The organism is Lactiplantibacillus sp. B652, from assembly GCF_023806745.1.
Taxonomy (GTDB): Bacteria; Bacillota; Bacilli; order Lactobacillales; family Lactobacillaceae; genus Lactiplantibacillus; species Lactiplantibacillus pentosus.
Genome location: NZ_JAMSKY010000005.1, coordinates 30481 through 55527, shown reverse-complemented (window position 1 = coordinate 55527; position 25047 = coordinate 30481). Strand labels below are relative to the sequence as shown.

20 protein-coding genes and 1 other annotated feature are annotated in these 25047 nt (G+C 46.0%); of the genes, 19 read left to right on the top strand and 1 reads right to left on the bottom strand.

The window, feature by feature from the left end:
• Positions 1–66: 66 nt before the first annotated feature.
• The 10 genes from MZO40_RS07805 (at position 67) to MZO40_RS07760 (ending at position 9910) form a co-directional block, all read left to right on the top strand.
• Positions 67–1392, top strand: a complete 1326-nt coding sequence (locus MZO40_RS07805; RefSeq protein ID WP_105962040.1) for a folylpolyglutamate synthase/dihydrofolate synthase family protein — start codon at positions 67–69, stop codon at positions 1390–1392.
• A 1079-nt stretch (positions 1393–2471) separates the two neighbouring features.
• Complete coding sequence (locus MZO40_RS07800; RefSeq protein ID WP_050339362.1) at positions 2472–3110, top strand: JAB domain-containing protein; 639 nt, start codon at positions 2472–2474, stop codon at positions 3108–3110.
• A 221-nt stretch (positions 3111–3331) separates the two neighbouring features.
• Positions 3332–4336 carry a rod shape-determining protein gene (locus MZO40_RS07795; RefSeq protein WP_003639183.1) on the top strand — a complete coding sequence of 335 codons (1005 nt, stop codon included), beginning with the start codon at positions 3332–3334 and terminating at the stop codon, positions 4334–4336.
• Between the two features lie 70 nt (positions 4337–4406).
• Entirely contained in the window at positions 4407–5252 is an 846-nt protein-coding gene (gene mreC, locus MZO40_RS07790) for a rod shape-determining protein MreC (protein ID WP_252133206.1), read from the top strand.
• Positions 5253–5264: 12 nt separating this feature from the next.
• Complete coding sequence (mreD, locus tag MZO40_RS07785) at positions 5265–5783, top strand: rod shape-determining protein MreD (RefSeq protein ID WP_003639181.1); 519 nt, start codon at positions 5265–5267, stop codon at positions 5781–5783.
• Positions 5784–5804: 21 nt separating this feature from the next.
• Positions 5805–6473, top strand: coding sequence for a septum site-determining protein MinC (locus tag MZO40_RS07780; RefSeq protein WP_101873232.1), 669 nt, complete (start codon positions 5805–5807; stop codon positions 6471–6473).
• On the top strand, positions 6473–7279 hold the full coding sequence (gene minD / locus MZO40_RS07775) for a septum site-determining protein MinD (protein ID WP_003639179.1): 807 nt from the start codon (positions 6473–6475) through the stop codon (positions 7277–7279). The genes MZO40_RS07780 and minD overlap by 1 nt, the downstream gene beginning before the upstream one ends.
• Before the next feature lie 47 nt (positions 7280–7326).
• Positions 7327–7557, top strand: a binding site (T-box leader).
• 202 nt (positions 7558–7759) lie between these two features.
• A complete protein-coding gene (locus MZO40_RS07770; RefSeq protein WP_056952760.1) occupies positions 7760–8401 on the top strand; it encodes an amino acid ABC transporter permease in 642 nt (213 codons plus the stop codon).
• A 12-nt stretch (positions 8402–8413) separates the two neighbouring features.
• Positions 8414–9055, top strand: a complete 642-nt coding sequence (locus MZO40_RS07765; RefSeq protein ID WP_050339358.1) for an amino acid ABC transporter ATP-binding protein — start codon at positions 8414–8416, stop codon at positions 9053–9055.
• Positions 9056–9070: 15 nt separating this feature from the next.
• Complete coding sequence (locus tag MZO40_RS07760; RefSeq protein WP_050339357.1) at positions 9071–9910, top strand: amino acid ABC transporter substrate-binding protein; 840 nt, start codon at positions 9071–9073, stop codon at positions 9908–9910.
• A 261-nt stretch (positions 9911–10171) separates the two neighbouring features.
• Here the strand turns inward: MZO40_RS07760 and MZO40_RS07755 are convergent, their stop codons facing one another.
• The gene (locus MZO40_RS07755; protein WP_252133205.1) at positions 10172–11527 is read right to left on the bottom strand and encodes an aspartate kinase; all 1356 of its coding nucleotides are present in this window, start codon (positions 11525–11527) and stop codon (positions 10172–10174) included.
• Positions 11528–11736: 209 nt separating this feature from the next.
• Between MZO40_RS07755 and yfmF the strand changes: the two genes are divergently transcribed.
• The 9 genes from yfmF to mutS all read left to right on the top strand — a co-directional run bounded on the left by yfmF (position 11737) and on the right by mutS (position 25022).
• On the top strand, positions 11737–13002 hold the full coding sequence (gene yfmF, locus MZO40_RS07750) for an EF-P 5-aminopentanol modification-associated protein YfmF (protein WP_105919786.1): 1266 nt from the start codon (positions 11737–11739) through the stop codon (positions 13000–13002).
• Positions 12999–14300, top strand: a complete 1302-nt coding sequence (gene yfmH / locus MZO40_RS07745) for an EF-P 5-aminopentanol modification-associated protein YfmH (RefSeq protein ID WP_105962043.1) — start codon at positions 12999–13001, stop codon at positions 14298–14300. Before yfmF ends, yfmH begins: the two co-directional genes overlap by 4 nt.
• A 103-nt stretch (positions 14301–14403) precedes the next feature.
• On the top strand, positions 14404–15276 hold the full coding sequence (locus tag MZO40_RS07740) for a RodZ domain-containing protein (RefSeq protein ID WP_050339353.1): 873 nt from the start codon (positions 14404–14406) through the stop codon (positions 15274–15276).
• A 22-nt stretch (positions 15277–15298) separates the two neighbouring features.
• The gene (gene pgsA / locus MZO40_RS07735) at positions 15299–15883 is read left to right on the top strand and encodes a CDP-diacylglycerol--glycerol-3-phosphate 3-phosphatidyltransferase (protein ID WP_003639171.1); all 585 of its coding nucleotides are present in this window, start codon (positions 15299–15301) and stop codon (positions 15881–15883) included.
• Positions 15884–17050: 1167 nt separating this feature from the next.
• Positions 17051–18313: a competence/damage-inducible protein A gene (locus MZO40_RS07730; RefSeq protein WP_105962044.1), complete on the top strand. Its 1263-nt coding sequence runs from the start codon at positions 17051–17053 to the stop codon at positions 18311–18313.
• 91 nt (positions 18314–18404) lie between these two features.
• Positions 18405–19541 carry a recombinase RecA gene (recA, locus tag MZO40_RS07725; RefSeq protein ID WP_105962045.1) on the top strand — a complete coding sequence of 379 codons (1137 nt, stop codon included), beginning with the start codon at positions 18405–18407 and terminating at the stop codon, positions 19539–19541.
• A gap of 230 nt (positions 19542–19771) precedes the next feature.
• A complete protein-coding gene (gene rny, locus MZO40_RS07720) occupies positions 19772–21331 on the top strand; it encodes a ribonuclease Y (RefSeq protein ID WP_050339349.1) in 1560 nt (519 codons plus the stop codon).
• 123 nt (positions 21332–21454) lie between these two features.
• Complete coding sequence (locus tag MZO40_RS07715) at positions 21455–22261, top strand: TIGR00282 family metallophosphoesterase (protein WP_050339348.1); 807 nt, start codon at positions 21455–21457, stop codon at positions 22259–22261.
• Positions 22262–22289: 28 nt separating this feature from the next.
• On the top strand, positions 22290–25022 hold the full coding sequence (gene mutS / locus MZO40_RS07710) for a DNA mismatch repair protein MutS (protein ID WP_105962046.1): 2733 nt from the start codon (positions 22290–22292) through the stop codon (positions 25020–25022).
• Positions 25023–25047 lie beyond the last annotated feature (25 nt).

The following is a 25047-nucleotide window of genomic DNA, read 5'->3' as shown; positions in this document are numbered from 1 at the left end:
ATTTTATTTTAAATGAACGGGTAGAAACGATGTCAGTAGGTGGCATCTTAGGGAGGAAAGGCAAAAATGATTGAGACTTATTCGGATGCGTTAGCCTTTATTCACGGCCGAACGAAATTTAAAAAGGCGCCGACTTTGCAGCGGATGCGTCAATTCTTACATGAACTTGGAGACCCACAATTACAAGTCCATGGCATTCACGTTGCGGGGACCAATGGCAAAGGCTCAACGGTTGCCAATTTACGGGAACTGTTTATGGCTGATGGACTGACAGTCGGGACGTTTACGTCACCGTTCATCACGCGTTTTAATGAGCGCATCAGTGTCGATGGCACGCCAATCAGCGATACTGACTTGGTGGCACTGGTTCAACAGGTGCAACCGGTAGTTGCCAAGCTAGATGCAACCCTGGAGAGTGGGGGACCGACGGAGTTTGAAATCATAACGGCCATGATGTTCTTATACTTCGCCGCCCAACCAATTGACATTGCCATCATCGAGGTGGGCCTGGGTGGTTTATATGACTCAACCAATGTCTGGACACCTGCTGTCAGTGTGATTACGACGATTGGCTACGACCATATGCAGATCCTAGGTGATACACTGACGGCGATTGCGACCCAAAAAGCGGGAATTATCAAACCACAAATCCCCGTCGTTGTGGGCAAACTCCCAGCTGAAGCACAGGATGTCATGGTTCAAACGGCGGCAGACCAGCAAGCACCGCTACAGACGCTGGATGTTGATTTCACGACTAAGTTATTAGCACCTCAGGGTTGGCAGGAGCGGTTCAACTTTGATGGTTTAGATGAACATTTTAAAGATTTGACGACCCCGTTACTCGGCGATTATCAGGTCGATAACGCAGCGGTCGCACTGGCGGCTTACCTCACTTATCACCAACAGACGCAAGTCCCTGTTAGTGCGAGTGATGTCAAAAAGGCGCTGGCTGGAACTCAGTGGCCGGGTCGCTTTGAACGGTTAAATGCGGACCCACTGATCATGATTGACGGTGCACACAACGAGCCCGCAATCACCGAATTGGCGGCGACTTTACGTGAACGTTTTGGACAGCAAACGGTGTATGTGATTTTTGCCGTTTTAGCAGATAAACAGCATCAACAGATGATTCAAACGTTGGGCGCTTTACCCAACGTCCACTTGTTGTTAACGCAATTTGCGGGTCCCAATGCCAAGCGGCAAGCGACTGATCCCAGCACATTAGCTGCTGAGATGCCAAGCGGTCATTCAGCAGCCGTCTTTGACAACTGGCAAGCGGCACTAATGCAGGCGTTGCAAGAAATGTCGAGTGACGATGTGTTATTGCTGACTGGCTCGCTCTACTTCATCAGCGACGTCCGCGCTTATTTCAAACAGGCGGATGCAGATTAACCACACAACTAATCAGCGCACCAAGCTTAAATTTTTAGCTTGGTGCGCTGATTTTTTTAAGCTGTTAACGGCATGAAAAATCATTGAAACGTGCTCAAGTTCAAGGGCAGCCAGCTGAGACCCGCTGGAAAAAGTACGACTCAGCGTAAGCTTGCTGTTGTGGCGACGTCCTAGGCCGGCTTCCAGGCATTCTGGGCAATGGCCGGAACATGGTGGACACAGATTTAAGCCGACAGCCCACGTCTTAAATACTGGTCTTTCACTAACCAAGCCAAAAACGCTTGCTAAGTGAAATTTCACCACTGGGCCTTGCCCAGAATGCCTTCCAGCCTGGGATGGTACTCGAAAGGCAGACATTTGTGGACCCAACTTTTTGTTGGATTAGTCGTTGATTCTTAGCCCACAGACATTTTGATAGTCAACTGTCAGACTAGTTTCGAATGATAGCTAAGCTTCCTAACCCATGTTTTAACTTTTCAAATCAGCAGTTTCACTGAATTTGTCAGAACTTTCCTTAGTCGTTTGAGATAGTAAAGTCTCAAATTATAAACGAAGGTAATTTATCGACCAAATTCAAGATTAATGTCCGTTGAATTTAGTCGATAAAATTCAACTGATTTTTCAGTGATTAAGCGTGATAAAACATTATTGAGGCCAATTAAAAGTTTGCTTGAAGGACCAGTCACTTAATATTCAGAGGTCAATTGTACCCAGATTGGTGGCCGTTCATCTGCCATTCGAGTGGCTTCCCGACTGGCGGGGCCGGCTGACAATGCTCAATAGCCAAATTATTCTTAGTCGGAAGTGGGTTGCTTCCGGCTTAGAATAAGACTCCTATTTGAAATTGCACAGTGGTTTTCTGTGTGAGTTCAAATCGACGTCGGCTATGTTCCAGCAATTGTCAGCCGGCCCCAGAAGTCGACGTAGGATGAGCATGTGCAGACGGACAGACATCCGACAATGTGGCACGTTTCAATGATAAATAATGTTACTCAAAAAAACTTTTTCAAAAAAACTTCAATAAAAATAATGGAGACTCGTCGTGCTTGCGTATCTACTAATTAGAAAGGGTGTTTTTGATGACGATATTAGAAGAGGCATACGTACCAGTGACCCAAGCGCATGAGTTAGTTCAGCAGTATTTTGCGACGTATTTACCAGCGGAGGAGGTCGATCACGCTGTCTGGATGTTTGAACGGTCGTATCCATTAGAGGAAGCGACGGATTGGTTACACGAATCGTCTAAGGATCCAGTGTGGAACCGACTGATAATCGGATTACGATGTGGGCAGTTATTGCCACGCCCGGCGCGTCGATTGTTAGACCAGGTGTATGGTAGTGAACAGTTAGCGCGGACGCTGTTAGAAGATTATGCGCATCTGGAGCAGGAACAGCTGCAACTCTTGTGCCTGGATACCAAAAACAGCGTATTGCGGCGTGAAGTTGTTTTTCAGGGGACAATCAACAGTTGTCCCGCACAGCCACGTGAAATCATTAAGTTGGCGTTGATGACGGTGACGGCGAGAATTGTCATTGTTCACAATCATCCCAGTGGTGACGTCACACCATCCACTAAGGATATTGAATTTACCAAGCGGCTCCAATTGGCTTGTGAATTGATGGGAATGCCATTGTTGGATAGTTTTATTGTCGGTGTAAACGATTACTATAGTTTTGCGGAACAGGGCTTAATAAATTGTAATACGGATTCGCAATAGAATGTGGTAAAATAACGGGGTTAGGACCGATTGTTCATCGGCCTGATCGCGTTTTTTGTTAAATTTTATCTAAGTTAAATAGTGAAACTGTATTTTTTATTGATTTACGGTATGCTAGGTTTCAGGCAGTGCTTTTTCAATGCAGTGCGACTATGCTATAATACTTACTATTATGACTAAAATAAAAAATTAAATTTGTTAATGATGAAGGGATGAATATAGTGTTCGGATTTGGGACAAAAAATATCGGGATCGATCTCGGTACTGCCAACACAATTGTGTACGTTGACGGCAAGGGCATCGTATTACGGGAACCATCCGTAGTTGCGAAGAACACGAAGACTGGTGAAATTGTATCAGTTGGTTCAGAAGCACGGGATATGATTGGGAGAACGCCAGCAAGTATTGTGGCGATTCGACCAATGAAGGACGGGGTCATCGCAGACTACGATACGACGGTTGCGATGATGAAGTACTTTATTCAAAAGACGTTAGGCCGCTCAAATGGGAAGCCTTACGTGATGGTTTGTGTACCTAGTGGTGTCACAGAAGTTGAAAAGCGGGCCGTTATCGATGCAACTCGAGTAGCCGGTGCGCGTGACGCGTACGTTATCGAAGAACCATTTGCCGCTGCGATTGGTGCCGGTTTGCCAGTAATGGATCCAACTGGTAGCATGGTCGTTGATATTGGTGGTGGGACGACCGACGTGGCTACGATTTCGTTAGGTGGGATCGTGTCAAGCCGTTCAATTCGAATGGCCGGTGATAAGATTGATGATTCAATCATTTATCATGTTCGTCAGAAGTTTAACTTGCTAATCGGTGAACGGACTGCAGAACAACTCAAAATTGATTGTGGTTCAGCTTCCTTAGAAGCAGCTGAAGAAATCGAAGGCTCAACCATTCGGGGTCGGGATCTGTTATCTGGATTACCAAAGACGGTTGAAATTTCGTCAGTAGACGTTTCCGAAGCGATTCAAGAAGTCGTTTCTGAAATTATTTCTGCTATCAAAGAAACACTTGAAGAAACTTCCCCAGAAATTGCCTCAGACGTAATTGACCACGGGATTGTTTTGACCGGTGGTGGTGCTTTATTGAAGAATCTTTCTGAAGTGATTGCAGATGAAACCAAAGTTCCAGTATTCATCGCAAACGAACCGCTCGACTGCGTTGCCGTTGGGACGGGTGAATCACTCAAGAGCATCGACGTTATGAAAAAGCGATAACAGGTGAGCGGGAAGACGTCTTCCCGCTTATTTATTGTTAACTCATTGAATTTTCGACCGGGGGTTCATTATGCAAAAGTTTTTTTCTAACCGTAAACTGGTAATTGCAATTGTTATCTTCATTATTAGTTTCGGCTTGATGAGTGTCTCAGTGGCCATTCGTGATAAAAAATCAACACCACCATTGATTCAACAATTTGGAAATGACGTGGCGGGTGCGGTTGACCGGGTGATTGCCTGGCCGGTTAATGGTTTACAAAGCGCGACCAACTCAGTTTCTGACTTGTTGAACACCTATCAAGAAAATCAAAAATTAAAGAAACAAGTTGACCAATTGGCCCAAGCCAAGGTCAGTGCGCAAACGACGCGTGCCGAAAACAAACAGTTACGCAAGGAGCTCAAGCTGAACGACTCGCTATCTGATTACACGACGGTGACGGCCAATGTTTTGACCCGGACACCTTCTTCATGGATGAACCAATTGGTGATTTCTAAAGGTGCGACGGCTGGCGTTAAGAAGAACATGCCCGTCATGTCACAATCTGGTTTGATTGGCCGGGTGGTTGAAGTCAATCAGACCAATTCGAAGGTTGAATTGATTTCTAATACGAGTTCTTCCGCCAATAAATTTGCCATTCAAATTACCAATAGTGCTGGTAAGATCGTCAATGGGATTATTTCAGGCTATGATAAGAGTAGCAACTTGCTAGAGATGGGCTCCGTGACCTCTAACGTTAAGATCAAGAAGGGCGATAAGGTCGTCACGAGTGGTCTGGGTGGTAATACGCCAAAAGGCCTGTACGTTGGTAAGGTTTTCAAGGTCAAGCAGGATGATTATGGGCTGGCTTCCGAAGTTGAAATTACGCCCGCAGCTGACTTGAGTGACTTAACGGTCGTGACGGTCGCTGAACAATAGGGAGGTGCAACGGTGAGTTTCTCAAGATTAAGAGTCATTTTTCCAATCGGGTTATTTGTTGCACTCTTTTTAGACGGCTCGCTCTCGAATGTCTTTGCTGGGCATTTGTTCAGCTATCCCTATGCCAGCGTGCTACATCTAACCTTACTATGGTTGGTCTTCGCCGTCTTCTTGGATGATCACGACGCGTTACCAGTCGGCATCTGGGCGACCTTTGTTGGGTTGGTCTTTGACTGGTATTATACCGGGGTCTTCGGCGTCTACATGGTGGGCTTACCGTTGATCGTGTATTTATGCCGACAGATCAAACCTTGGTTGGATTTGAATTTTTTGACATTACTGATGATTTATATTATCAATTTAACGATTTTAGAAGCATTTACGTACATTTGGTACACGATGGGGCACGTCATCTCAAGTAGTTTGGCAGACTTTGCCGTGTACACGCTAGGACCAACGATTGCGGTCAACCTAGCAATCTTTGTGATTTTATATTATCCAATGCGTCGGTTATATCTGAGTGTTATTTAGTCGGCAGAAAGGAATTCTAACATGCAGCAGAGTGTGGTTTTAAAGGCCAGCAATGATGGCTATGAATTAATTTTGCGTCAAGCGGCCAGTTTTGACGATATTATGGTTGACTTGAAAGTCTTACTCGACCGCTTGCAGGCTGATAACACCAGTGATGAGCAGATCTCGTTTGATTTAGATACAGCAAGTCGGCTGTTAACGGCTGACCAGAGTCAAAAAGTCACGCAGTTGATTCAGCAGTATCCGTTGTTCAGTATTCATAAGCTCACGGCGGACGTGATTTTGACCGCTGATGCGCTGGCGATGATTGAACGCGATACGGTTCACTTAGTTAATCAGATTATTCGTAACGGTCAAGTCGTTGAAATTACGGGGGACGTGCTGTTCTTCGGTAAGATTCATGAGGGCGGGGTGCTCCGAGCCACTGGGAGTATCTTTGTGATGGGTGAGATTCACGGTGCTCTGGAAGCCGGCTATCCCGACCATAACGACGCGGTCATCGTGAGTCCATTGGCGACGGTACCTCGTGTGCGAGTGGGCGAATTGTTAGAATTAGTTGACCTCGAAAAAGTCGTTGAGGGGACCAATGTGGTTTATATCAACGACATTCAAGCGTTAGACTATCAGCCACTTAATCAATTAAAACGGGTACGACCGAAGCTATTTACACGAAATGGAGGACGGATTTGATGGGAAAAGCAATTGTCATCACCTCTGGTAAGGGTGGCGTTGGTAAGACGACCACGACGGCCAATTTAGGGACGGCCCTTGCATTAATGGGCAAGAAAGTTTGCTTAGTTGATTTAGATATTGGGTTGCGTAACTTGGACGTGATTCTTGGTCTCGACAACCGAATCCTCTATGACATTGTGGATGTGGTCGCGGGCCGGGCACAATTACGGCAAGCGCTAGTTAAGGACAAGCGGTTTGATGACCTCTTATTCCTGTTACCCGCAGCGCAAAATGCGGATAAGGATTCATTGAATCCAGACCAGGTACGGGCCATCGTGGATGAGTTGAAACCTGATTTTGACTACGTTCTGTTAGATTGTCCAGCCGGAATTGAACAAGGCTTCATGAATGCGATTGCGGGTGCTGATGCGGCAATTATTGTCTCAACGCCAGAAATCTCAGCCATTCGCGATGCCGACCGGGTCGTCGGTTTACTAGAACAATATCCGTTAGCTGAAGCGCCCAAGCTAGTCATTAACCGGATTCGGACGCGCATGATGCAAGATGGCGAGACGATGGATATTGATGAAATTACCCATCACTTGTCGATTGATCTATTAGGAATCGTGTTTGATGATGATGCCGTCATTCGAACTTCTAACAATGGGGAACCCATCGTCTTGGATCCTAAGAATCCAGCGTCGCAGGGTTACCGGAACATTGCGCGTCGAATCGAAGGCGAGACGGTGCCATTGATGAATTTGGAGACCCCTAAAGCCGGTGTTTGGTCACGAATTGCCGGAATTTTTCATCGCAACAAGTAAAAAAGGCTTGACGGTTGATTAATTTTCAATTAGTATGGATTCAACATTAAAAAACAGGGAACAGAAGAGTAGTTGTGAGCATCTTGTTCAGCGAGTTATCGATGATGGGAAGATAACCAAGACTTATGACGAACCACATCTGTGAGTTGGACGACTGAAGTAAGTAGGTCGTTCCGGTTGGCCTCGTTAGCGGCGGAGTTTAGTGATAAACTCGTTGAGGTTAGTTGTGTGAGCAACTAATGAATATGAGGTGGAACCGCGATTAAATCGTCCTCTTAGGTATGATGACCTAAGGACGATTTTTTTATTATCACGAAACTCCCTGAGGTAATAACTGTGAGGTTATTACGAACTGAGGTGGAACCACGGATGACCGTCCTCTTGAGCGTTAGGCTTGAGTGGACGGTTTTTTAGTCCCTCAAATCATGACGATCGATAGACAAAATGACTTGTGACCTGTAATTTTGGGAGGGAAAGCACATGCACTATATTTTAGAAATATTGCCATCATTATTATCTGGTGCCGTTATGACACTTAAAATCTTTATTTGGACCTTGATTGGGTCGTTACCATTGGGGTTAGTCGTCGGGCTCGGCATGATGACCAACTTCAAACCACTGCAATGGTTATTACACTTGTACGTCTGGCTGATGCGGGGAACGCCATTATTACTTCAATTAATCTTCGTCTTCTACGGACTGCCACTGATTGGCATCGTCTTTCCACGGTACTACGCGGCGCTCTTTGCCTTCATCTTGAACTACGGCGCCTACTTTGCGGAAATCTTCCGTGGTGGCTTACAATCGATCGATAACGGTCAATATGAGAGTGCACGAGTGCTACGGTTGAGCTACTGGCAAACGATTCGGAAGATCGTGGTGCCACAAGTGATCAAAATCGTCTTACCATCAGTCGGAAATGAAGTCATTAACTTGATCAAGGATTCATCCTTAGTTTACGTCATCGGTTTGGGCGACTTATTGCGTGCCGGCAACGTTGCCACTTCACGCGATGTGACGTTGATTCCACTGGTACTCGTGGGGGTCATCTACTTAGCCCTAACGGCGGTCACGACCTTTATCCTCGGACGCGTCGAAAAACACTACAGTTACTGGAAATAAGGAGGTCATCATATGTTAGAACTCAAAAATATTACCAAAAGTTTTGGCAGCCGTACCATCATCAAGGATTTGAACTTAACCGTTAAGGACGGCGAGATTCTGAGTATCGTTGGCCCCTCTGGCGCTGGGAAGACCACGTTGCTACGCTGCATTACCGGACTCGAAAAAGTCAACGCTGGCGAGTTTCTGGTTGACGGACAACCGTTTGACCCATACACGAATCGCAGTAATGACAGTGTGATTGGGGTCGTATTCCAAAACTTTGAACTGTTCCCCAACTTGACCGTGATGCAAAATATCACGTTAGCGCCAACGATGGTCTTGAAACAATCTACCGATGAAGCCACGAAACAAGCCCAGACGCTATTAGACCGCTTGAACTTAGGTGACCACGCCGACCAGTATCCGTTCCAATTATCTGGTGGTCAAAAGCAACGGGTCGCAATCGCACGGGCACTGGCAATGCGGCCTAATGTGCTCTGCTACGATGAACCGACCTCAGCGTTAGATCCGAATTTGCGTCAAGAAGTTGAAAAGTTGATTTTGGGATTAAAGGCGGACGGTATGACTCAAATCGTCGTGACCCATGATTTGACCTTCGCTGAAAATATTGCGGATGAAATGTTCCACGTTGAACCGAACAAACAACAGTAGGAGGCGGCATAATAGATGAAGAAAAGATTATTTTCACTAGGCCTGCTGCTGGTGATGTTGATGGGTGTCGCCACGACATTGAGTGGTTGTGGTCAGAATGTGACGCAGCGTGCGGATACGCAGGACACCTGGTCGACGATCAAAAAGCGGGGCTACGTGGTCGTCGGTTTGGATGATAGCTTTGTGCCGATGGGCTTTCGTGAAAAGTCGGGGAAGTTAGTCGGCTACGATATTGACTTGGCACGCGCCGTCTTCAAGCTGTACGGTATCAAAATTAGTTTTCAAACGATTGACTGGTCCATGAACGCGACTGAATTGCGTAACGGCACGATTGATCTGATCTGGAATGGGTATACGAAGAATCCACAACGGGAAAAAGTCGTGGCATTTAGCGATACTTATTTGAAGAACAAGCAAGTCTTAGTTTCGTTGAAGAAGAATCATATCAACTCATTTGACGATATGACGGGTAAGACGCTGGGTGTGCAGTCCGGTTCCTCGGGTTATGAATCACTTGAAAATAATCCCAAGCTCCTGAAAGACAAGATTGCTAAGAAGACGCCTGTTCAATACGATACCTTTACGAATGCCTTCTTGGATCTGAATGCCGGTCGTATTAAGGGATTATTGATTGATAGCGTCTATGCGAACTATTATATCAAGCACGAAGCCAATTCAGCGGATTACAACGAAACACAGGGCACTTTCAAGTCCGAAGACTTCGCCGTTGGGATGCGGAAGGGCGATAAGACGATGCGCAAGAAGATCAATGCTGGACTGAAGACCTTGAAAGCTAACGGCACGTTAGACAAGATCAATAAGAAGTGGTTTGGTAATCAGAAGGTTGAGAACTAAGTTAGCGTGATTTAAATCAATCGTTATTACTGGATGAAAAAATCTGTTGATAGACATCAATTTGATGATGGCTATCAACAGATTTTTTAATAGTTTACAATAATATGCCTGTCAGATAGTGGACTCAAACTGGATTCGAGACAACATCTGTTTGGGCTGAATCTAGTTTGAGGTAGCGTGTATGACCAGCAGCTTGACGAACTAGCCCGGTCAGATGAACTTGTCAACTTGTCATGTACGCTAAGCCGACGTCGCTAGTGCCTATGCTTTGAAGAATTCGTGGTACAACGCAACCACTGCTTGATCCGCATCGTTATCGTGCACACCGAACATGATGGAGATTTCGGACGCACCCTGGTTGACCATAATTAGCTTGATGTTGTTTTCGGCTAAGGCAGTTGCTGCCCGGGACATGATGCCGACCCGGTTGCGCATGTTTTCACCGACCAGCATCAGAATCGAGTAGTCATGGGTGAAATAGATTTCATCCGGGTTAATTGCCGCTGAAATTTCGGCAACCAACGTTTTCTCGAGTTCCGGTGTTAATTGGTGTTCATCGAAAATGATGGTCAAATCGTCGATCCCGGATGGCATGTGCTCATAACTAATGTGGTGATTTTCTAAAATCGTTAGAATCTTGCGACCGAGCCCAACTTCCTTATTCAACAGATATTTACGTAAGTATAGTGAACAAAAACTGGAAGAGCTTGCAATACCAGTCACTGGGAAGTCTGGGTTCGGTTCACGCGTTGATTGAATCAGCGTACCTGGTGCTTCCGGATGATTGGTATTTTTGACGTTGACAGTGATGTTGCCTTCAATTGCAGGAATCAAGGCTTCGTCGTGGAACACTGAGAAGCCGGCGTAAGAAAGTTCACGCATTTCGGTAAACGTCATATCACTGATGGCTGCTGGCTTTTCCACTAAGCTGGGATTGACCGCGTAGATGGCATCGACATCCGTAAAGTTTTCGTAGCGGTCGGCATTGACCCCGCGGGCGATGATGGCACCGGTAACATCGGAGCCACCGCGTGAAAAGGTACAAATCTGACCGTTTCGGTTATAGGCAAAAAAGCCGGGAATCACTAAGATTTGTTCGCTATTGGCCCATTTGGCGAGCTGATCATAGCTACTCTTGATGATTTGCGCATCATCTGGCACGTCCGTGACGACCATACCAGCGTCCTTGGGATCCAAATAGCGGGCATTGAGGCCACTTTTTTGGAAGACCGCCGCGACAAGTTGCGCGTTCAGCCGTTCGCCATGGGCTTTAAAAGCTGCCATTAAATACGTGTTGTCAGCGTAAGCTTGTTTTGGTAAGTTACGAATCGTCTCGAAGATCGGTGTCAATTGGGCTTCAGGCACATCGAACCCGTGACCAATCTCTGCATAGCGGTCAATGATCGTATTCATGACGGCTTGCGTATCTTGATGATGAATCGTTTGACGTGCATATTGAATAAGTAAATCGGTGACCTTGGTGTCGCCGTCAAACCGTTTACCTGGGGCTGATACGATCACATATTTACGTTGTTGATCAGCTTCGACGATTGAGAGGACTTTTTGCAGTTGACGACTACTAGCTAGTGAACTGCCACCAAATTTAATTACTTTCACATTAACCGCTCCTTAATTTTATCAATAATGAAAAGAATAGCAGACAAAACGCGACTTGGCAATGTTATTTGTTACTCACGATAATTTAATTTAATGGGTATAATCGCCATTTTGAAACTGATAATGAAAAAATTGGCGTGCATTCAAGACGGAAAGTTGCGTGAACTCGGCCTTTCGCTTATTATTTATTACATATGCAAGGAGGAAAAATGTTGCAAACTCAGTTAGCAAAAGGGGTTCAATTGACGACCGTTGTTAGTCATCAATTTAAAACCAATCAAATTATGATTAATTTTCGTGCACCACTGGATCGGTCGACGATCACTCAGCGGGCACTACTCTCAAACTTATTAGAAACGAGTTCCGCAGACTATCCTGACCAGCGGACGTTAGCCAATGCACTCGCAGCCATGTATGGCGCAGCGTTTGGTGCCGGTGTCAGTCGTAAGGGGCCGACACATAATTTACAATTAGCGATTACGGTGGCCAATGAACGCTATTTAGCCACGGATCAGCCATTGACTAATCAGGCTATTCAATTCTTACAACGGGTCATTTGGCAGCCGCTCGCCAGTGATCACCAGTTTGACCAAGCGACATTTGACCGGCAAAAAACCAATTTAGAGGCGGCAATCAAATCGGTTGCTGACGATAAGCAATACTATGCGGCCCAACAACTAAATGCGGCATTGTTCGCCAATGAACCGGCCCAACAAGTTCCGAGCTTTGGGGTGATTGACGATTTAGCAGCCATCGATGCACGATCACTTTATCGTTACTATCAGCAACTGTTACAAGATGACCAAATCGACATCATTGTGACTGGTGATATCGATGAAGCGGCTGTGCTGGAACAATGGCAGCAAGTCGGGTTTGAAGACCGGTCAACGGGTCGGCCACGGCCATTTTATCAACATCATAATCTAAAAGACTACGTTGAAGTTCATGAAGAACAAGCGCTCAGTCAAGCTAAGCTGAACCTCGGGTACGATTTCCCTGTGTTCTATCGTGGCGATCACTACTACGCGGCACTCGTTTTCAATGAATTGTTTGGGGGTTCACCGTTATCCAAACTTTTCACTAATGTGCGCGAGAAAGCGAGTCTGGCCTACTATGCCAGCAGTTCACTCGATACCTTCCGTGGTGTGCTGAAAGTGCAAGCCGGAATCGATGGTAAGAATCATGACCAAGTGTTGGCGATTATTGCGGATCAGTTAACTGCGATTCAAAACGGCGACTTCACGGATAACCTCGTTGACCAACTCAAATTGGGGCTGATCAACGACTTTGAATCCAGTCTGGATAGTCAACGAACCGTTGCCGTTCAAACGTTGATTGACGATTTGACGCAACAGCACGTGTCAGACGCGGACTGGTTACGTCAGATTCAAAGCGTCACACGCGAACAGATTATTGCGGTTGCAAAAATGGCGACCCTGAATAACGGCTTTTTCTTAAGTGGGGAGTCCAAATGAAAGTAAAAAAATATGATCAATTTAATGAAAGTGTTTATCAAGCCAAGCTAGCTAACGGGTTGACCGTGACCATGCTACCGAAGACCGGTTATCACAAAACATATGCCACGTTGACCACCAACTATGGTTCCATTGATAACACCTTTGTGCCTGCGGGCAGTACTGAATTGCAACGTTTTCCAGATGGAATCGCGCATTTTCTAGAACACAAAATGTTTGAGAAGGCTGACCACGACGCCTTTCAAATCTTTGGTCAGTATGGGGCCAGTGCCAACGCCTTTACCAGTTTCACTAAAACCAGCTATTTGTTTTCGGCGACGCGTCATCTCAAGGAAAATTTGACGACCTTACTGGACTTTGTTCAGGACCCATACTTTTCAACGGCAACCGTCGAAAAGGAGAAGGGCATCATCGGTCAAGAAATCGAAATGTACGATGATGATCCAAGCTGGCGCTTGTACTTTGGTATGATTGGTAATTTATATCCTAATCACCCATTACAGTATGATATCGCGGGCACAACTGATTCGATTGCTAAGATTACCGCGGATGATCTATACGCAGCATATCGCACGTTCTATCACCCAGAAAATATGACGTTATTTGTGGTTGGTAATTTTGATCCAGATGAAGTGCTGGCACTCGTCAAAGCCAATCAAGACGCCAAAGACTTCACTGCTTTTCAGCCAATTGAACGTAAGATTCCTGAAACGGCTGCTGACGGTCATGACATTATTCCTTATCGGACGATTGACATGCCAGTCAACCGTGCCAAGTCAATCGTGGGGGTCAAAGGCCTCGTGCCGATTGAAAGTGGTGCGGCAGCGCTCAAGTATCGTGCTGCAGTCAATGTTTTATTAGAATTATTATTCGGTGATACTTCAGCCGATTATTTACGGTTATATGATCAAGGCATCATCGACGATACGTTTGGTTATGATTTTGAATTGCAAAATGGGTTCAACTTCGTCACGTTTAGTGGTGAGACCGACGACCCTGCGCAATTTGATACGGCCATTATTGACGTCTTGGAAAATTGGCGTCGGTCGGTGATTGACCAGGACGATGCGTTGGCCTTAGTTAAAAAGGAAATGATTGGCCGGGTCGTCTTTATGGCTAACTCCCTGGAGGCCGTTGCTAATCGTTATGATCAGCGCTTATTTGGAACGGCGACGATCTTTGATGAGCCAGCGGTTATTGATAGCTTGACCTTGGATGATTTAACCGCTGTTGCTGAGCAGTTATTGCAATCACAGGCGATTAGTGAATATCAAATTCGGCCACAAGCAAAGAATTAAAGAAATCTGAAATTTAGTTGTCATGGGGCTGCTAAATTTAGTTGCTGTGATATACTATTAACCGTAAGATTTTGAAAATAGACTTAGGGTGGAGAAAAAGTCAATGAGTGAAAATAACGAAGAAAAAACAACGATTGGGGCGCGTCTAAAAGCCGCCCGGACAGCGAAAGGGCTTACGATTGATGATTTGCAGCAAATCACCAAAATTCAAAAGCGCTATTTGATTGCTATTGAAGACGAACAGTTTGACAAGTTACCGGGTGATTTTTATGTCCGGGCGTTTGTTAAGCAGTATGCGGATACGGTCGATCTCGATGGCAACGCGCTGTTAGAAGAATATCGTGACGAGTTGCCAAGTGTGCACACTGAAAAAATCGTTGATAACGTTGATGAAGTTCAACCGACCCGGGTGGCCAGCCGTGAGCAACCCGCTTCACCAGCCAACCGTGTTCGAAATTATCTACCGACGATCATTATTACGGCCATTGTCGTTTTGATTCTTTTGTTTATTTGGTTTATGGCAGTTCGGACGCATGCTGGCTCGAGCTCTAGTACGAGTGCGGACAGTTCGTCGGTCCAAGTTTCAAGCTCGAAGAAGAAAGTCAGTTCATCGAAGGCTAGTTCTTCGGCCAAATCTAGTTCTAAGGCTTCTTCGACCAAGGAACAGACGATTAAAGCCAACGGTAGCAGTGATACGGCCTTTACGTTAACGAATGGTGCCGACAAGAACAAAGTCGTTATCAAGTCAAGCAAGGCTGCTTGGACGTCAGTCACGACTAATGGTAGTCAGACTTGGCAAGGCACGTTGTCAGCGAACGGCTCACATACGTTAACGCTGCCAAGCAATGCGAAGACGGTCAAGTTCCAATTTGGTAACGCCACTGAAACCACCGTCACCATTAATGGGAAGGCGTTCAACTTTAATCCGAACAACAGCAGTTCTAAAGTTCGGACAATCACGTTAACCATCAAATAGTGTTGCGGAGGAGGCGGGTACTTTGAATTTACCTAATAAATTGACCGTGTTTCGCATTATCTTGATTCCGGTGTTTATTTTGATTATGGTCTTACCCCTGAATTGGGGGCAAGTGGTGTGGGCTGGTACAATGATTCCAGTCACCCAGGTTGTGGCAACGGTGATTTTTGCGGTCGCTTCGTTAACCGACTTAGCGGATGGGAAAATCGCCCGGGGACAACATTTAGTCACTAACTTTGGAAAGTTCGCGGATCCACTTGCGGACAAGATGTTAGTGATGACGGCTTTCATTATTTTGGTGCGGATGAATGCCGCTCCTGATTGGGTCGTTGCAATTATTATGTGCCGGGAATTAGCAGTGACGGGCTTACGCTTGTTGATCGTTGAAAACAACGGTAAGGTCATGGCAGCTGCCATGCCTGGTAAAATTAAAACGACGACACAGATGATTGCCATTATTTTCTTGTTGTTGAATAATGTGTTGTTTGCAGCGATCAACGTGCCATTTGCACTGATTATGCTGTACATCTGCCTATTCTTCGTCATCTATTCTGGCGTGGACTACTTCGTCCAAAACCGGGATGTTTTCGCAGATGGGTTTAAATAAGCTTGATTGAAACGTCTCACCGAGCGGGTTGCTTGGTGGGCGTTTTTTATTTGGAATGGTCTGTTTAAACGGTAAGTTCAATGTCAAAGTCTGTGGCATCAGATTCCTGTTCGTCAGCCGATGCGCGTCCGATTCCGACTTCCGGGGCCGGCTGACAATTGCTGGAACGTAAGCCGACGTCGATTTGAACTCACGCAGAAAACCGCTGCGTAATTTCAAATACGAGTCTTATTCTAAGCCGGAAGAAAGACACTTCCAGCTAAGAATAATTTGGCTACTGAGCATTGTCATCCGGCCCCTACAGTCGGGAACCCGCTCGAATGGCGGATGAACGGCCACCTATCTTGGTGCAATTGACCACTGAATATTAGGTGACTGGTCCTTCTAGCAAACTTTTAATCGATATTCGATAATGCTTTATGGCACTTTAATACTGAGAAGATTACCGAATGGTTCACTAATTTCAACAGCTGCTAGTTTTGAATTTGTTCAATAAAATTGCCTTTATTTATAGTTCCAGACTTGGCTATCTCAAATGACCAGAGAAAGTTTTAACAAGTTCAGTGAAGTTTGCTTGTCAGTAGCCATAAAGCATGGATAAAAAAGTATAGCTATTGTTGGAATCAGTCTGACAGTTGAATGTCAAAATGGCCCTGTAACTAAGGAACCAACGACTAATACAACAAAAAGTTGGGTGCGCAAATATCCGCCTTTCGAATACCATCCCGGCTGGAAGGTATTCTGGGCAAGGCCCAGTGGTGAAATTTCACTTAGCAAGCGTTTTTGGCTTGGTTAGTGAAAGACCAGTATTTAAGACGTGGTTTGTCGGCTTAAATCTGTCCACCACGTTCCGGCCATTGCCCAGAATGCCTGGAAGCCGGTGTAGGATGTTACCACCACTGCAAATTTGCGCCAACTCGCCCTATTTTCCAGCGTTTCTAAGCTGGCTGCTTTTGAACTTAAGGAATAGCATGATTGAATCATCCTTAACGCTAAAGAATAATCAGCACAACGCGTAGCCAGTTTTATCAAGTTAGCCGAATTGCGAGAAAAAAGGTAATCTTTTTAATGGGGTCGGACTTAATTTTCGTATATACTAAATGTAGGACGCGCTGAACGGCGCCCACATTGGATGTAATCGTTGTGATTACGAGGAGGTTCTTTGGCATGCAGGCAGAGATAATCGCGGTCGGCACCGAGATTTTATTAGGACAAATCACGAATACGAACAGTACGCACATTGCACGTGGACTGGCTGAGTTAGGCATTGACAGTTACTATCAGACGGTGGTGGGTGATAATCCGCAACGGCTGTCAGCGGTAATTGAAATTGCGGCGCAACGCAATGATTTAGTGATTTTAACGGGTGGTCTCGGACCGACTGCGGATGATTTAACGAAGCAGACATTGGCACATTATTTAAATGTACCATTAGTCGAAGATGCAGCAGCAATGCAAAAAATCACCGACTGGTTTGCAAAAAATGAACAGGTCATGACCGCTAACAACCGGCAACAGGCACTGTATCCGCAAGGCGCTCAGCCGTTAGTCAATCATAACGGCATGGCGGTCGGTGCGTTTTATCAATCGTCTGACAGTGCGGATTTCTTATTGTTGCCAGGACCACCACGTGAGTTAGCGGTGATGTTTGACCGGGAAGCTAAGCCGAAGCTGGCAGCAGCTTATGGCGACCAGGCTCAGATTTATTCGCGGGTGATGCGATTCTACGGGATAACCGAATCGGCACTTGCGACCAAGTTACAACCGCTAATTGACAATCAGACGGCGGTGACGATTGCACCGTATGCCAAGACGAATGAAGTGACCTTACGTTTGAGTGCCCAGGCTGAGACTGAGTCGGCTGCCAAAGCGGCGATCGACCAAGTTGACCAACAGATCAAAACGTTGATTGGACGCTATTTCTATGGCTACGGTGATGATAATTCATTGGTCAACGTGGTGGTTAAACAGCTGATTGATGCTAACTTGAGCATTACGGCCGCCGAAAGCTTAACCGCTGGCTTGTTTCAGAGTACCCTTGGGAGCGTGTCAGGTGTTTCGGCAGTTTTTCCAGGTGGCTTTGTGACGTATGCAAATGAAGTTAAGCATCAGCTGGTCAATGTGCCTCAAGACATCATTGATACCGATGGGGTGGTGTCCGAGGCAACTGCTAAAGCCATGGCTTTAGGCGCACAACAGCAGCTACAGACGGACGTTGCCGTCAGTTTCACCGGTGTCGCAGGTCCCGATAGGCTAGAAAGGCAACCGGCTGGCACGGTTTGGATTGGCTTAGCTTATCGGCAGCAGGCGCCAATTGCCCAGCAATTCCACTTTGCTGGGGGACGACAACGCATTCGTCAGCGCAGCGTGATGGCCGGATTGGACCTATTACGGCATGCACTGGCGGCCGATTCGACACTGAAAAAATAATACGAACTTTTGTTCGCTTTTTACTTGCAATTCTAGCTGTGAACAGCTATGATATTAAGAGTCAGAAACGAGCACCAAAGGAGGAAATAATTTGGCTGATGCACGGAAAGCAGCACTAGATACTGCCCTAAAAAAGATCGAAAAGAACTTTGGTAAAGGGGCGATTATGCGGATGGGTGACGCTGCCCAGACGACCATTTCAACAATTTCCAGCGGGTCACTAGCCTTAGATGACGCATTAGGCGTTGGTGGTTACCCACGTGGCCGAATCGTTGAAATTTATGGCCCTGAAAGTTCCGGTAAAACGACCGTTGCACTACACGCGGTCGCTGAAGTTCAAAAGCAAGGCGGGACGGCCGCCTATATCGATGCTGAAAACGCCTTGGATCCGGTTTACGCGGAACATTTAGGTGTCAACATTGATGATTTGTTACTTTCACAACCAGATACTGGTGAACAAGGTCTTGAAATCGCGGATGCTTTAGTTTCCAGTGGCGCGGTTGATATCTTAGTTGTCGATTCAGTTGCGGCGTTAGTACCACGGGCCGAAATTGAAGGTGAAATGGGTGACGCCCACGTTGGGTTACAAGCCCGGTTAATGTCACAAGCGTTGCGGAAGTTATCCGGGACTTTGAACAAGACAAAGACCATCGCACTATTTATTAACCAAATTCGTGAAAAAGTTGGCGTGATGTTTGGAAACCCTGAAACGACCCCTGGTGGTCGGGCTCTGAAGTTCTATGCGACGATTCGACTTGAAGTTCGTCGTGCTGAACAAATCAAGGAAGGAACCAACATCATTGGGAACCGTGTTCGGATCAAAGTTGTGAAGAACAAGGTTGCGCCGCCATTTAAGCGGGCCGAAGTTGATATCATGTACGGTCAAGGAATCTCACAAACCGGTGAAATTGTTGATATGGCCGCTGAAAAGGATATTGTTAAGAAGAGTGGTTCATGGTATTCATACGGTGATGACCGGATTGGTCAAGGTCGTGAGAATGCGAAGAAGTACTTGGATGAACATCCAGATGTCATGGCTGAGATTCGTCAAAAAGTCCGGGATGCATACGGCATGGACCAGACGGGTGAAGAAGACGACCAAGCTGATGACAAGTCCAAGGATAAGGCAACTAAACCTAGTGACAAGTCACAGGCACAAGCCAAGCCTAAAAAGCCAGTTGCAAATGAAACATCTTTAGATCTTGATGATTCAAAAACCGATAAATAATCGTTCTTTAGTCAAACGTCCAAAATACTTATTTTGGACGTTTTGTGTACATAATCCGCTGGTTTTCTACTCAGTTAGGGGCGCCGATTGTCCGTTGCCATAAGACTTTAAGTTGACACTGTTCGTTTCTAACATTAGAATAACAAGTGTGTAAATAATCAAAATATAACATCTGAAAATTTGTAGTTGATTTTATGTTAACTGGATTTTGGTGATGCGGAGGTGGAAACATGAATGTTTTCGGTATAATCCTCGCAGTCATCGCAATTGTTGTCGGTTATGGGATTGGTTACTATGTACGCAAGAACGTCCATGAAAAAGAATTGGATGTTGCCAAGAACACAGCCGAAGGTATTATTTCTGAGGCCAAACGGGCAGCGGAGACTCATAAGAAAGAAAAAGTCCTTGAAGCTAAGGAAGAGAGTCATCGTTACCGGGCTGAAGTTGAAACAGAGTTAAAGCAACGACGGAATGAAGTGCAAAAGCAAGAAGACCGGTTGCTTCAACGTGAAGAAACTTTAGATCACAAAGAGAATACTTTTGAAAAGCGCGAGGATGCTTTAGGCAAAAAAGAAGAAAAAGTTGCCAATGAGCAAAAACGTGTCGAACAACAGCAACAAAGTGCAGCTTCACTAATCACGCAACGTCAAGCTGAGTTAGAACGGGTCGCCGCCTTATCACAAGAACAGGCACGTGACCAAATCTTGACCCAGACTCGTGAGCAATTAACGCATGAACGCGCCGTGTTGATTAAGGAAAATACGGATGAAGTGAAAGCGCAGTCTGAAAAAGAGGCTAAGAACTTAATTGTCCAAGCGATTCAACAGAGTGCTGCCGATATGGTCTCTGAGACCACGGTATCGGTTGTCTCGCTACCAAATGATGACATGAAAGGCCGAATTATTGGCCGGGAAGGTCGTAACATTCGAACGCTAGAAACGCTGACGGGGATTGATTTAATTATCGATGATACGCCTGAAGCGGTCGTTCTCAGTGGTTACGATCCGATTCGTCGTGAAATCGCGAAGATCGCGCTTGAAAAACTGATTCAAGATGGGCGGATTCATCCTGCTCGGATTGAAGAAATGGTTGAAAAAGCACGTAAAGAAATGGACGAAAAAATCCGTGAGACTGGTGAACAAGCTGTCTTTGACTTGGGATTGCACGGGATGCATCCTGACTTAATCAAGCTTGTTGGTCGGTTGAATTATCGGACCAGTTATGGTCAAAATGTTTTGAATCACTCAATTGAAGTTGCGAAGTTGGCGGGCGTTTTGGCCGCTGAACTTGGTGAAGATGTTACACTCGCGAAACGCGCAGGATTATTACACGATATTGGTAAGGCCGTCGATCATGAGGTCGAAGGTTCCCACGTTGAAATTGGCGTGGAATTAACAACGAAGTACAAAGAGAGCCCGGTAGTCATCAATACGATTGCTTCTCATCATGGTGATGTGGAAGCGAAGTCGATTATTGCCGTATTGGTTGCAACGTCTGATTCGATTTCAGCCGCGCGGCCAGGTGCTCGGAGCGAGTCACTGGAGAATTACATCCATCGGCTCGAAAAGCTAGAAGCGATTGCAAATGAACAAGCGGGCGTCAAGAAGAGTTACGCTATTCAGGCCGGTCGTGAAATTCGGGTCATCGTTAAGCCAAATGAAATCTCTGATTTACAGGCGACAGTTTTGGCACACGATGTTAAAAAGCAGATTGAAAATGAACTTGAATATCCCGGTCATATCAAAGTTACGGTTATTCGGGAAGTTCGAGCAGTTGATTACGCTAAATAACCGGGAAGTGAGCTTAGGTCTTAACCTGAGCTCATTTTTTTATTTTCCGTCACATTCAAGCACGTTTTCAAGGCAAAATAATGCTAAAATGATTGGTATAACGTTAAAACAAGGGAGCAATCTATGCGAATTCTATTTGTTGGGGATGTCATGGGCAATGTCGGTCAAACGGCAATTACAACGTACTTACCCAAATTAAAACGGCGCTACAAGCCACAAGTCACAATCGTCAATGGTGAAAATGCCACTCGTGGACGGGGAATCAATGAAGCAGTGTATAAAGATATCCTGACGGCTGGGGCTGACGTGATTACGATGGGCAATCATACTTGGGATAACAATGAAATTTTTGATTTTATCAATGGTGCCAAGAAGTTAGTCCGACCACTGAACTTTCCACCGGCAACGACGCCGGGCGTGGGATATACCATCGTCAAGGTCAATGCGGTCAAGTTAGCGGTGATCAATTTACAAGGCAACGTCTTTATGGGCCAAAACTTAGCGGATCCCTTCACGACCGTGCAACCATTAGTCGCCAAGTTACGTGAGGAGACGCCCAATATTTTTGTTGATTTTCACGCCGAAACGACGAGTGAAAAGGAAGCGATGGCTTGGTACCTAGATGGCCAAGTGAGTGCAGTCGTGGGCACCCATACCCATGTGCAAACGAGTGATGAGCGGGTGCTGCCTAATGGAACGGCCTTTTTAAGTGACGTCGGTTTTACGGGCCCGTATAATGGAATCTTGGGAATGACGCGTGAAAATGTGATTCAGCGCTTCCTTGAACAGATGCCGACCCGTTTCAATGTCCAAGAAGATAGTCCAGCAGTGTTATCAGGGTGTGTCATTGACCTTGATGGCCAGAGCGGGCGAGCAAAAAAGATTGCCCGGATTTTAATCAATCCGGACCACCCATATTTTGATGATTAAGCCTTAAAGATAGAAAGTAGGATTAAGCGTGCCACAAAAAACGAAAGATACGCCGATGATGCGTCAGTACTTAGCAGTTAAAAATCAATATCCCGATGCGTTCTTATTTTATCGACTCGGTGATTTTTATGAAATGTTTTTTGATGACGCCATTAAAGGTGCCCAGTTATTAGAATTGACGCTGACGACGCGGAACCACTCAGCGGAAAATCCGATTCCAATGTGTGGGGTCCCGCATCGTGCAGTGCAAAATTATATTGATATTTTAGTCGATAAGGGCTATAAAGTGGCCATTTGTGAGCAGATGGAAGACCCAAAGCTGGCAAAAGGAATGGTCAAACGAGAAGTGATTCAGCTGGTCACACCGGGGACCACGTTAGAACGTGGGGCGGAACAGGCGAAGTCGAATAATTACCTGACCGCCTTGATTCAAGTCGACAAGCAATATGGCTTCGCGTATGCGGATTTATCGACCGGTGAATTAAAGACTAGTGTCCTGACGACCAACGAGGCACTCGTTAATGAACTAACGAGTCTGCAGACCAAAGAAATTGTGGTCGATGAGTCGGTGCCAGCCGAATTACGCGACCAGATCCAGAAATTGGGTATTTTAATTTCAGAACAAAATCAAGTGACCCCTCAAGCGACGCTCAGTTATTTAACGCAGGATTTAACGGTTGAATTGGAAAAGCAAGTGGTGGAACGGTTGTTGATGTATATTACCGTGACGCAAAAGCGGAGTCTGGCGCATTTGCAAAAAGCAGTTGCGTACGAACCATCGTACTTCTTGAAGTTAGATCATAATTCTAAATATAATTTGGAACTAATGAAGTCGATCCGGACTGGTAAGAAGCAGGGGACCCTGCTGTGGTTGCTCGATGAGACTAAGACGGCGATGGGTGGTCGGTTACTCAAACAGTGGATCGATCGACCATTGATTGTACAGGACGATATTAAAACGCGTCAGAATAAAGTTGCGGCACTTTTAGACCATTATTTTGAACGTAGTAATTTACAAGAAGAACTGGTCAAAGTCTATGACTTAGAACGTCTGGCCGGACGAGTCGCATTCGGTAGTGTCAACGGCCGGGATTTGATTCAGTTAAAAACGTCGTTACGGCAGATTCCAAAGATTCGCTATATCTTATCTGAATTAGACACGCAAGTTTTCAATGATGAAGTCAATCAGCTGGATCCCGTCGAAGATGTCGCTGACTTGATTGAAGAAGCCATCGTTGAGGATGCACCGTTGTCCGTTACGGATGGTGGCGTTATTAAGGACGGTTACAATCAACAGTTGGATCAGTATCGCGATGCGATGAACAACGGGAAGAAGTGGATCGCGGCACTCGAAGCTCAGGAGCGCGAGGCGACCGGTATCAAGAACCTCAAAATCGGCTTTAACCGCGTTTTCGGTTATTATATTGAAGTGACAAAGGCCAATCTGGCGCAGTTACCAGCTGATCGGTACGAACGTAAGCAAACCTTAACCAATGCAGAACGGTTTAGCACTCCAGAGCTCAAAGAACATGAGAGCCTGATTTTAGAGGCTGAGAGCCATTCTACCGATTTGGAGTACCAATTATTCACGACGGTACGAGAAACGGTTAAAAAGGCAATTCAGCGGCTTCAAACGTTAGCTAAAGCGGTGGCTGCGATTGATGTCTTGCAAAGCTTTGCGGTGGTCAGTGAAGATTACCACTTCGTCCGGCCAACTTTGACTAAAGACCATGATTTAAAAATCGTCGATGGCCGCCATCCGGTCGTTGAAAAGGTCATGGGCAATCAAAGCTATGTGCCAAACGACGTTACCATGGCGCCCGATGAGACGGTTTTATTGATTACCGGGCCGAACATGTCCGGGAAGAGTACTTACATGCGTCAGTTAGCGTTGACGGTCATCATGGCCCAAATCGGTTGCTTTGTCCCCGCAAAATCGGCGCAGCTCCCGATTTTTGATCAGATTTTTACGCGGATTGGCGCAACTGATGATTTGATTTCAGGTCAGAGTACCTTTATGGTCGAAATGCAGGAAGCTAACAACGCGTTACAACACGCAACGGCCAATAGTCTGGTCTTGTTTGACGAAATTGGTCGTGGAACCGCGACATACGATGGGATGGCATTGGCCCAGGCAATCATCGAATTCGTGCATAACCATATTCATGCCAAAACGCTCTTTTCCACGCATTATCATGAGCTGACAGCGCTGGACCAAGAGTTAAGTGGCCTGCGTAACGTTCACGTTGGCGCGACCGAACAGAACGGCGAATTAGTCTTCCTGCATAAAGTCGAACCCGGCGCGGCTGACAAGTCATATGGGGTCCACGTGGCCAAGCTGGCCGGAATGCCAGATAGTTTGTTGAAGCGTGCAAATAAAATCTTAACGAGTTTGGAAAATCAAACCAGCACGGTCTCAACCACGGCTGCATCACTCGCGGCTAGTGATGGGGACCATTCGGCGGCAACAGTGCAATCAGCTAGTGCCCCCGCAACGACCGACAGCGAGCCTGAGAAACAATCGGCAGCCCCCGCTGATGATGTGATCGCAGCAGACAGTCGGGGTGATGACGGTACTGCCAAGGCGGTAGCAACTGGCGAACCTACTGATGAACAGCTGTCACTATTTGCCGAACCAACGGTCACTGATCCAAAGAGTGAAAAAGTCTTACAACAATTGAAGAATCTGAACTTAATGGCGATGACGCCAATGGATGTCATGAACCAATTGTACAAGTGGCAACAAAAATTAGGTAAGTAAATGTGCAACACGTTTGTGGCTGAGC

Bases quoted from the DNA above. Each gene is read 5' to 3' on its own strand.
- MZO40_RS07800 (WP_050339362.1), top strand. From the start codon at position 2,472: ATGACGATATTAGAAGAGGCATACGTACCAGTGACCCAAGCGCATGAG.
- MZO40_RS07765 (WP_050339358.1), top strand. From the start codon at position 8,414: ATGTTAGAACTCAAAAATATTACCAAAAGTTTTGGCAGCCGTACCATC.
- MZO40_RS07715 (WP_050339348.1), top strand. From the start codon at position 21,455: ATGCGAATTCTATTTGTTGGGGATGTCATGGGCAATGTCGGTCAAACG.
- yfmF (WP_105919786.1), top strand. From the start codon at position 11,737: ATGTTGCAAACTCAGTTAGCAAAAGGGGTTCAATTGACGACCGTTGTT.
- MZO40_RS07730 (WP_105962044.1), top strand. From the start codon at position 17,051: ATGCAGGCAGAGATAATCGCGGTCGGCACCGAGATTTTATTAGGACAA.
- minD (WP_003639179.1), top strand. From the start codon at position 6,473: ATGGGAAAAGCAATTGTCATCACCTCTGGTAAGGGTGGCGTTGGTAAG.
- yfmH (WP_105962043.1), top strand. From the start codon at position 12,999: ATGAAAGTAAAAAAATATGATCAATTTAATGAAAGTGTTTATCAAGCC.
- MZO40_RS07805 (WP_105962040.1), top strand. From the start codon at position 67: ATGATTGAGACTTATTCGGATGCGTTAGCCTTTATTCACGGCCGAACG.
- rny (WP_050339349.1), top strand. From the start codon at position 19,772: ATGAATGTTTTCGGTATAATCCTCGCAGTCATCGCAATTGTTGTCGGT.
- MZO40_RS07780 (WP_101873232.1), top strand. From the start codon at position 5,805: ATGCAGCAGAGTGTGGTTTTAAAGGCCAGCAATGATGGCTATGAATTA.
- MZO40_RS07740 (WP_050339353.1), top strand. From the start codon at position 14,404: ATGAGTGAAAATAACGAAGAAAAAACAACGATTGGGGCGCGTCTAAAA.
- MZO40_RS07770 (WP_056952760.1), top strand. From the start codon at position 7,760: ATGCACTATATTTTAGAAATATTGCCATCATTATTATCTGGTGCCGTT.
- mreC (WP_252133206.1), top strand. From the start codon at position 4,407: ATGCAAAAGTTTTTTTCTAACCGTAAACTGGTAATTGCAATTGTTATC.
- MZO40_RS07760 (WP_050339357.1), top strand. From the start codon at position 9,071: ATGAAGAAAAGATTATTTTCACTAGGCCTGCTGCTGGTGATGTTGATG.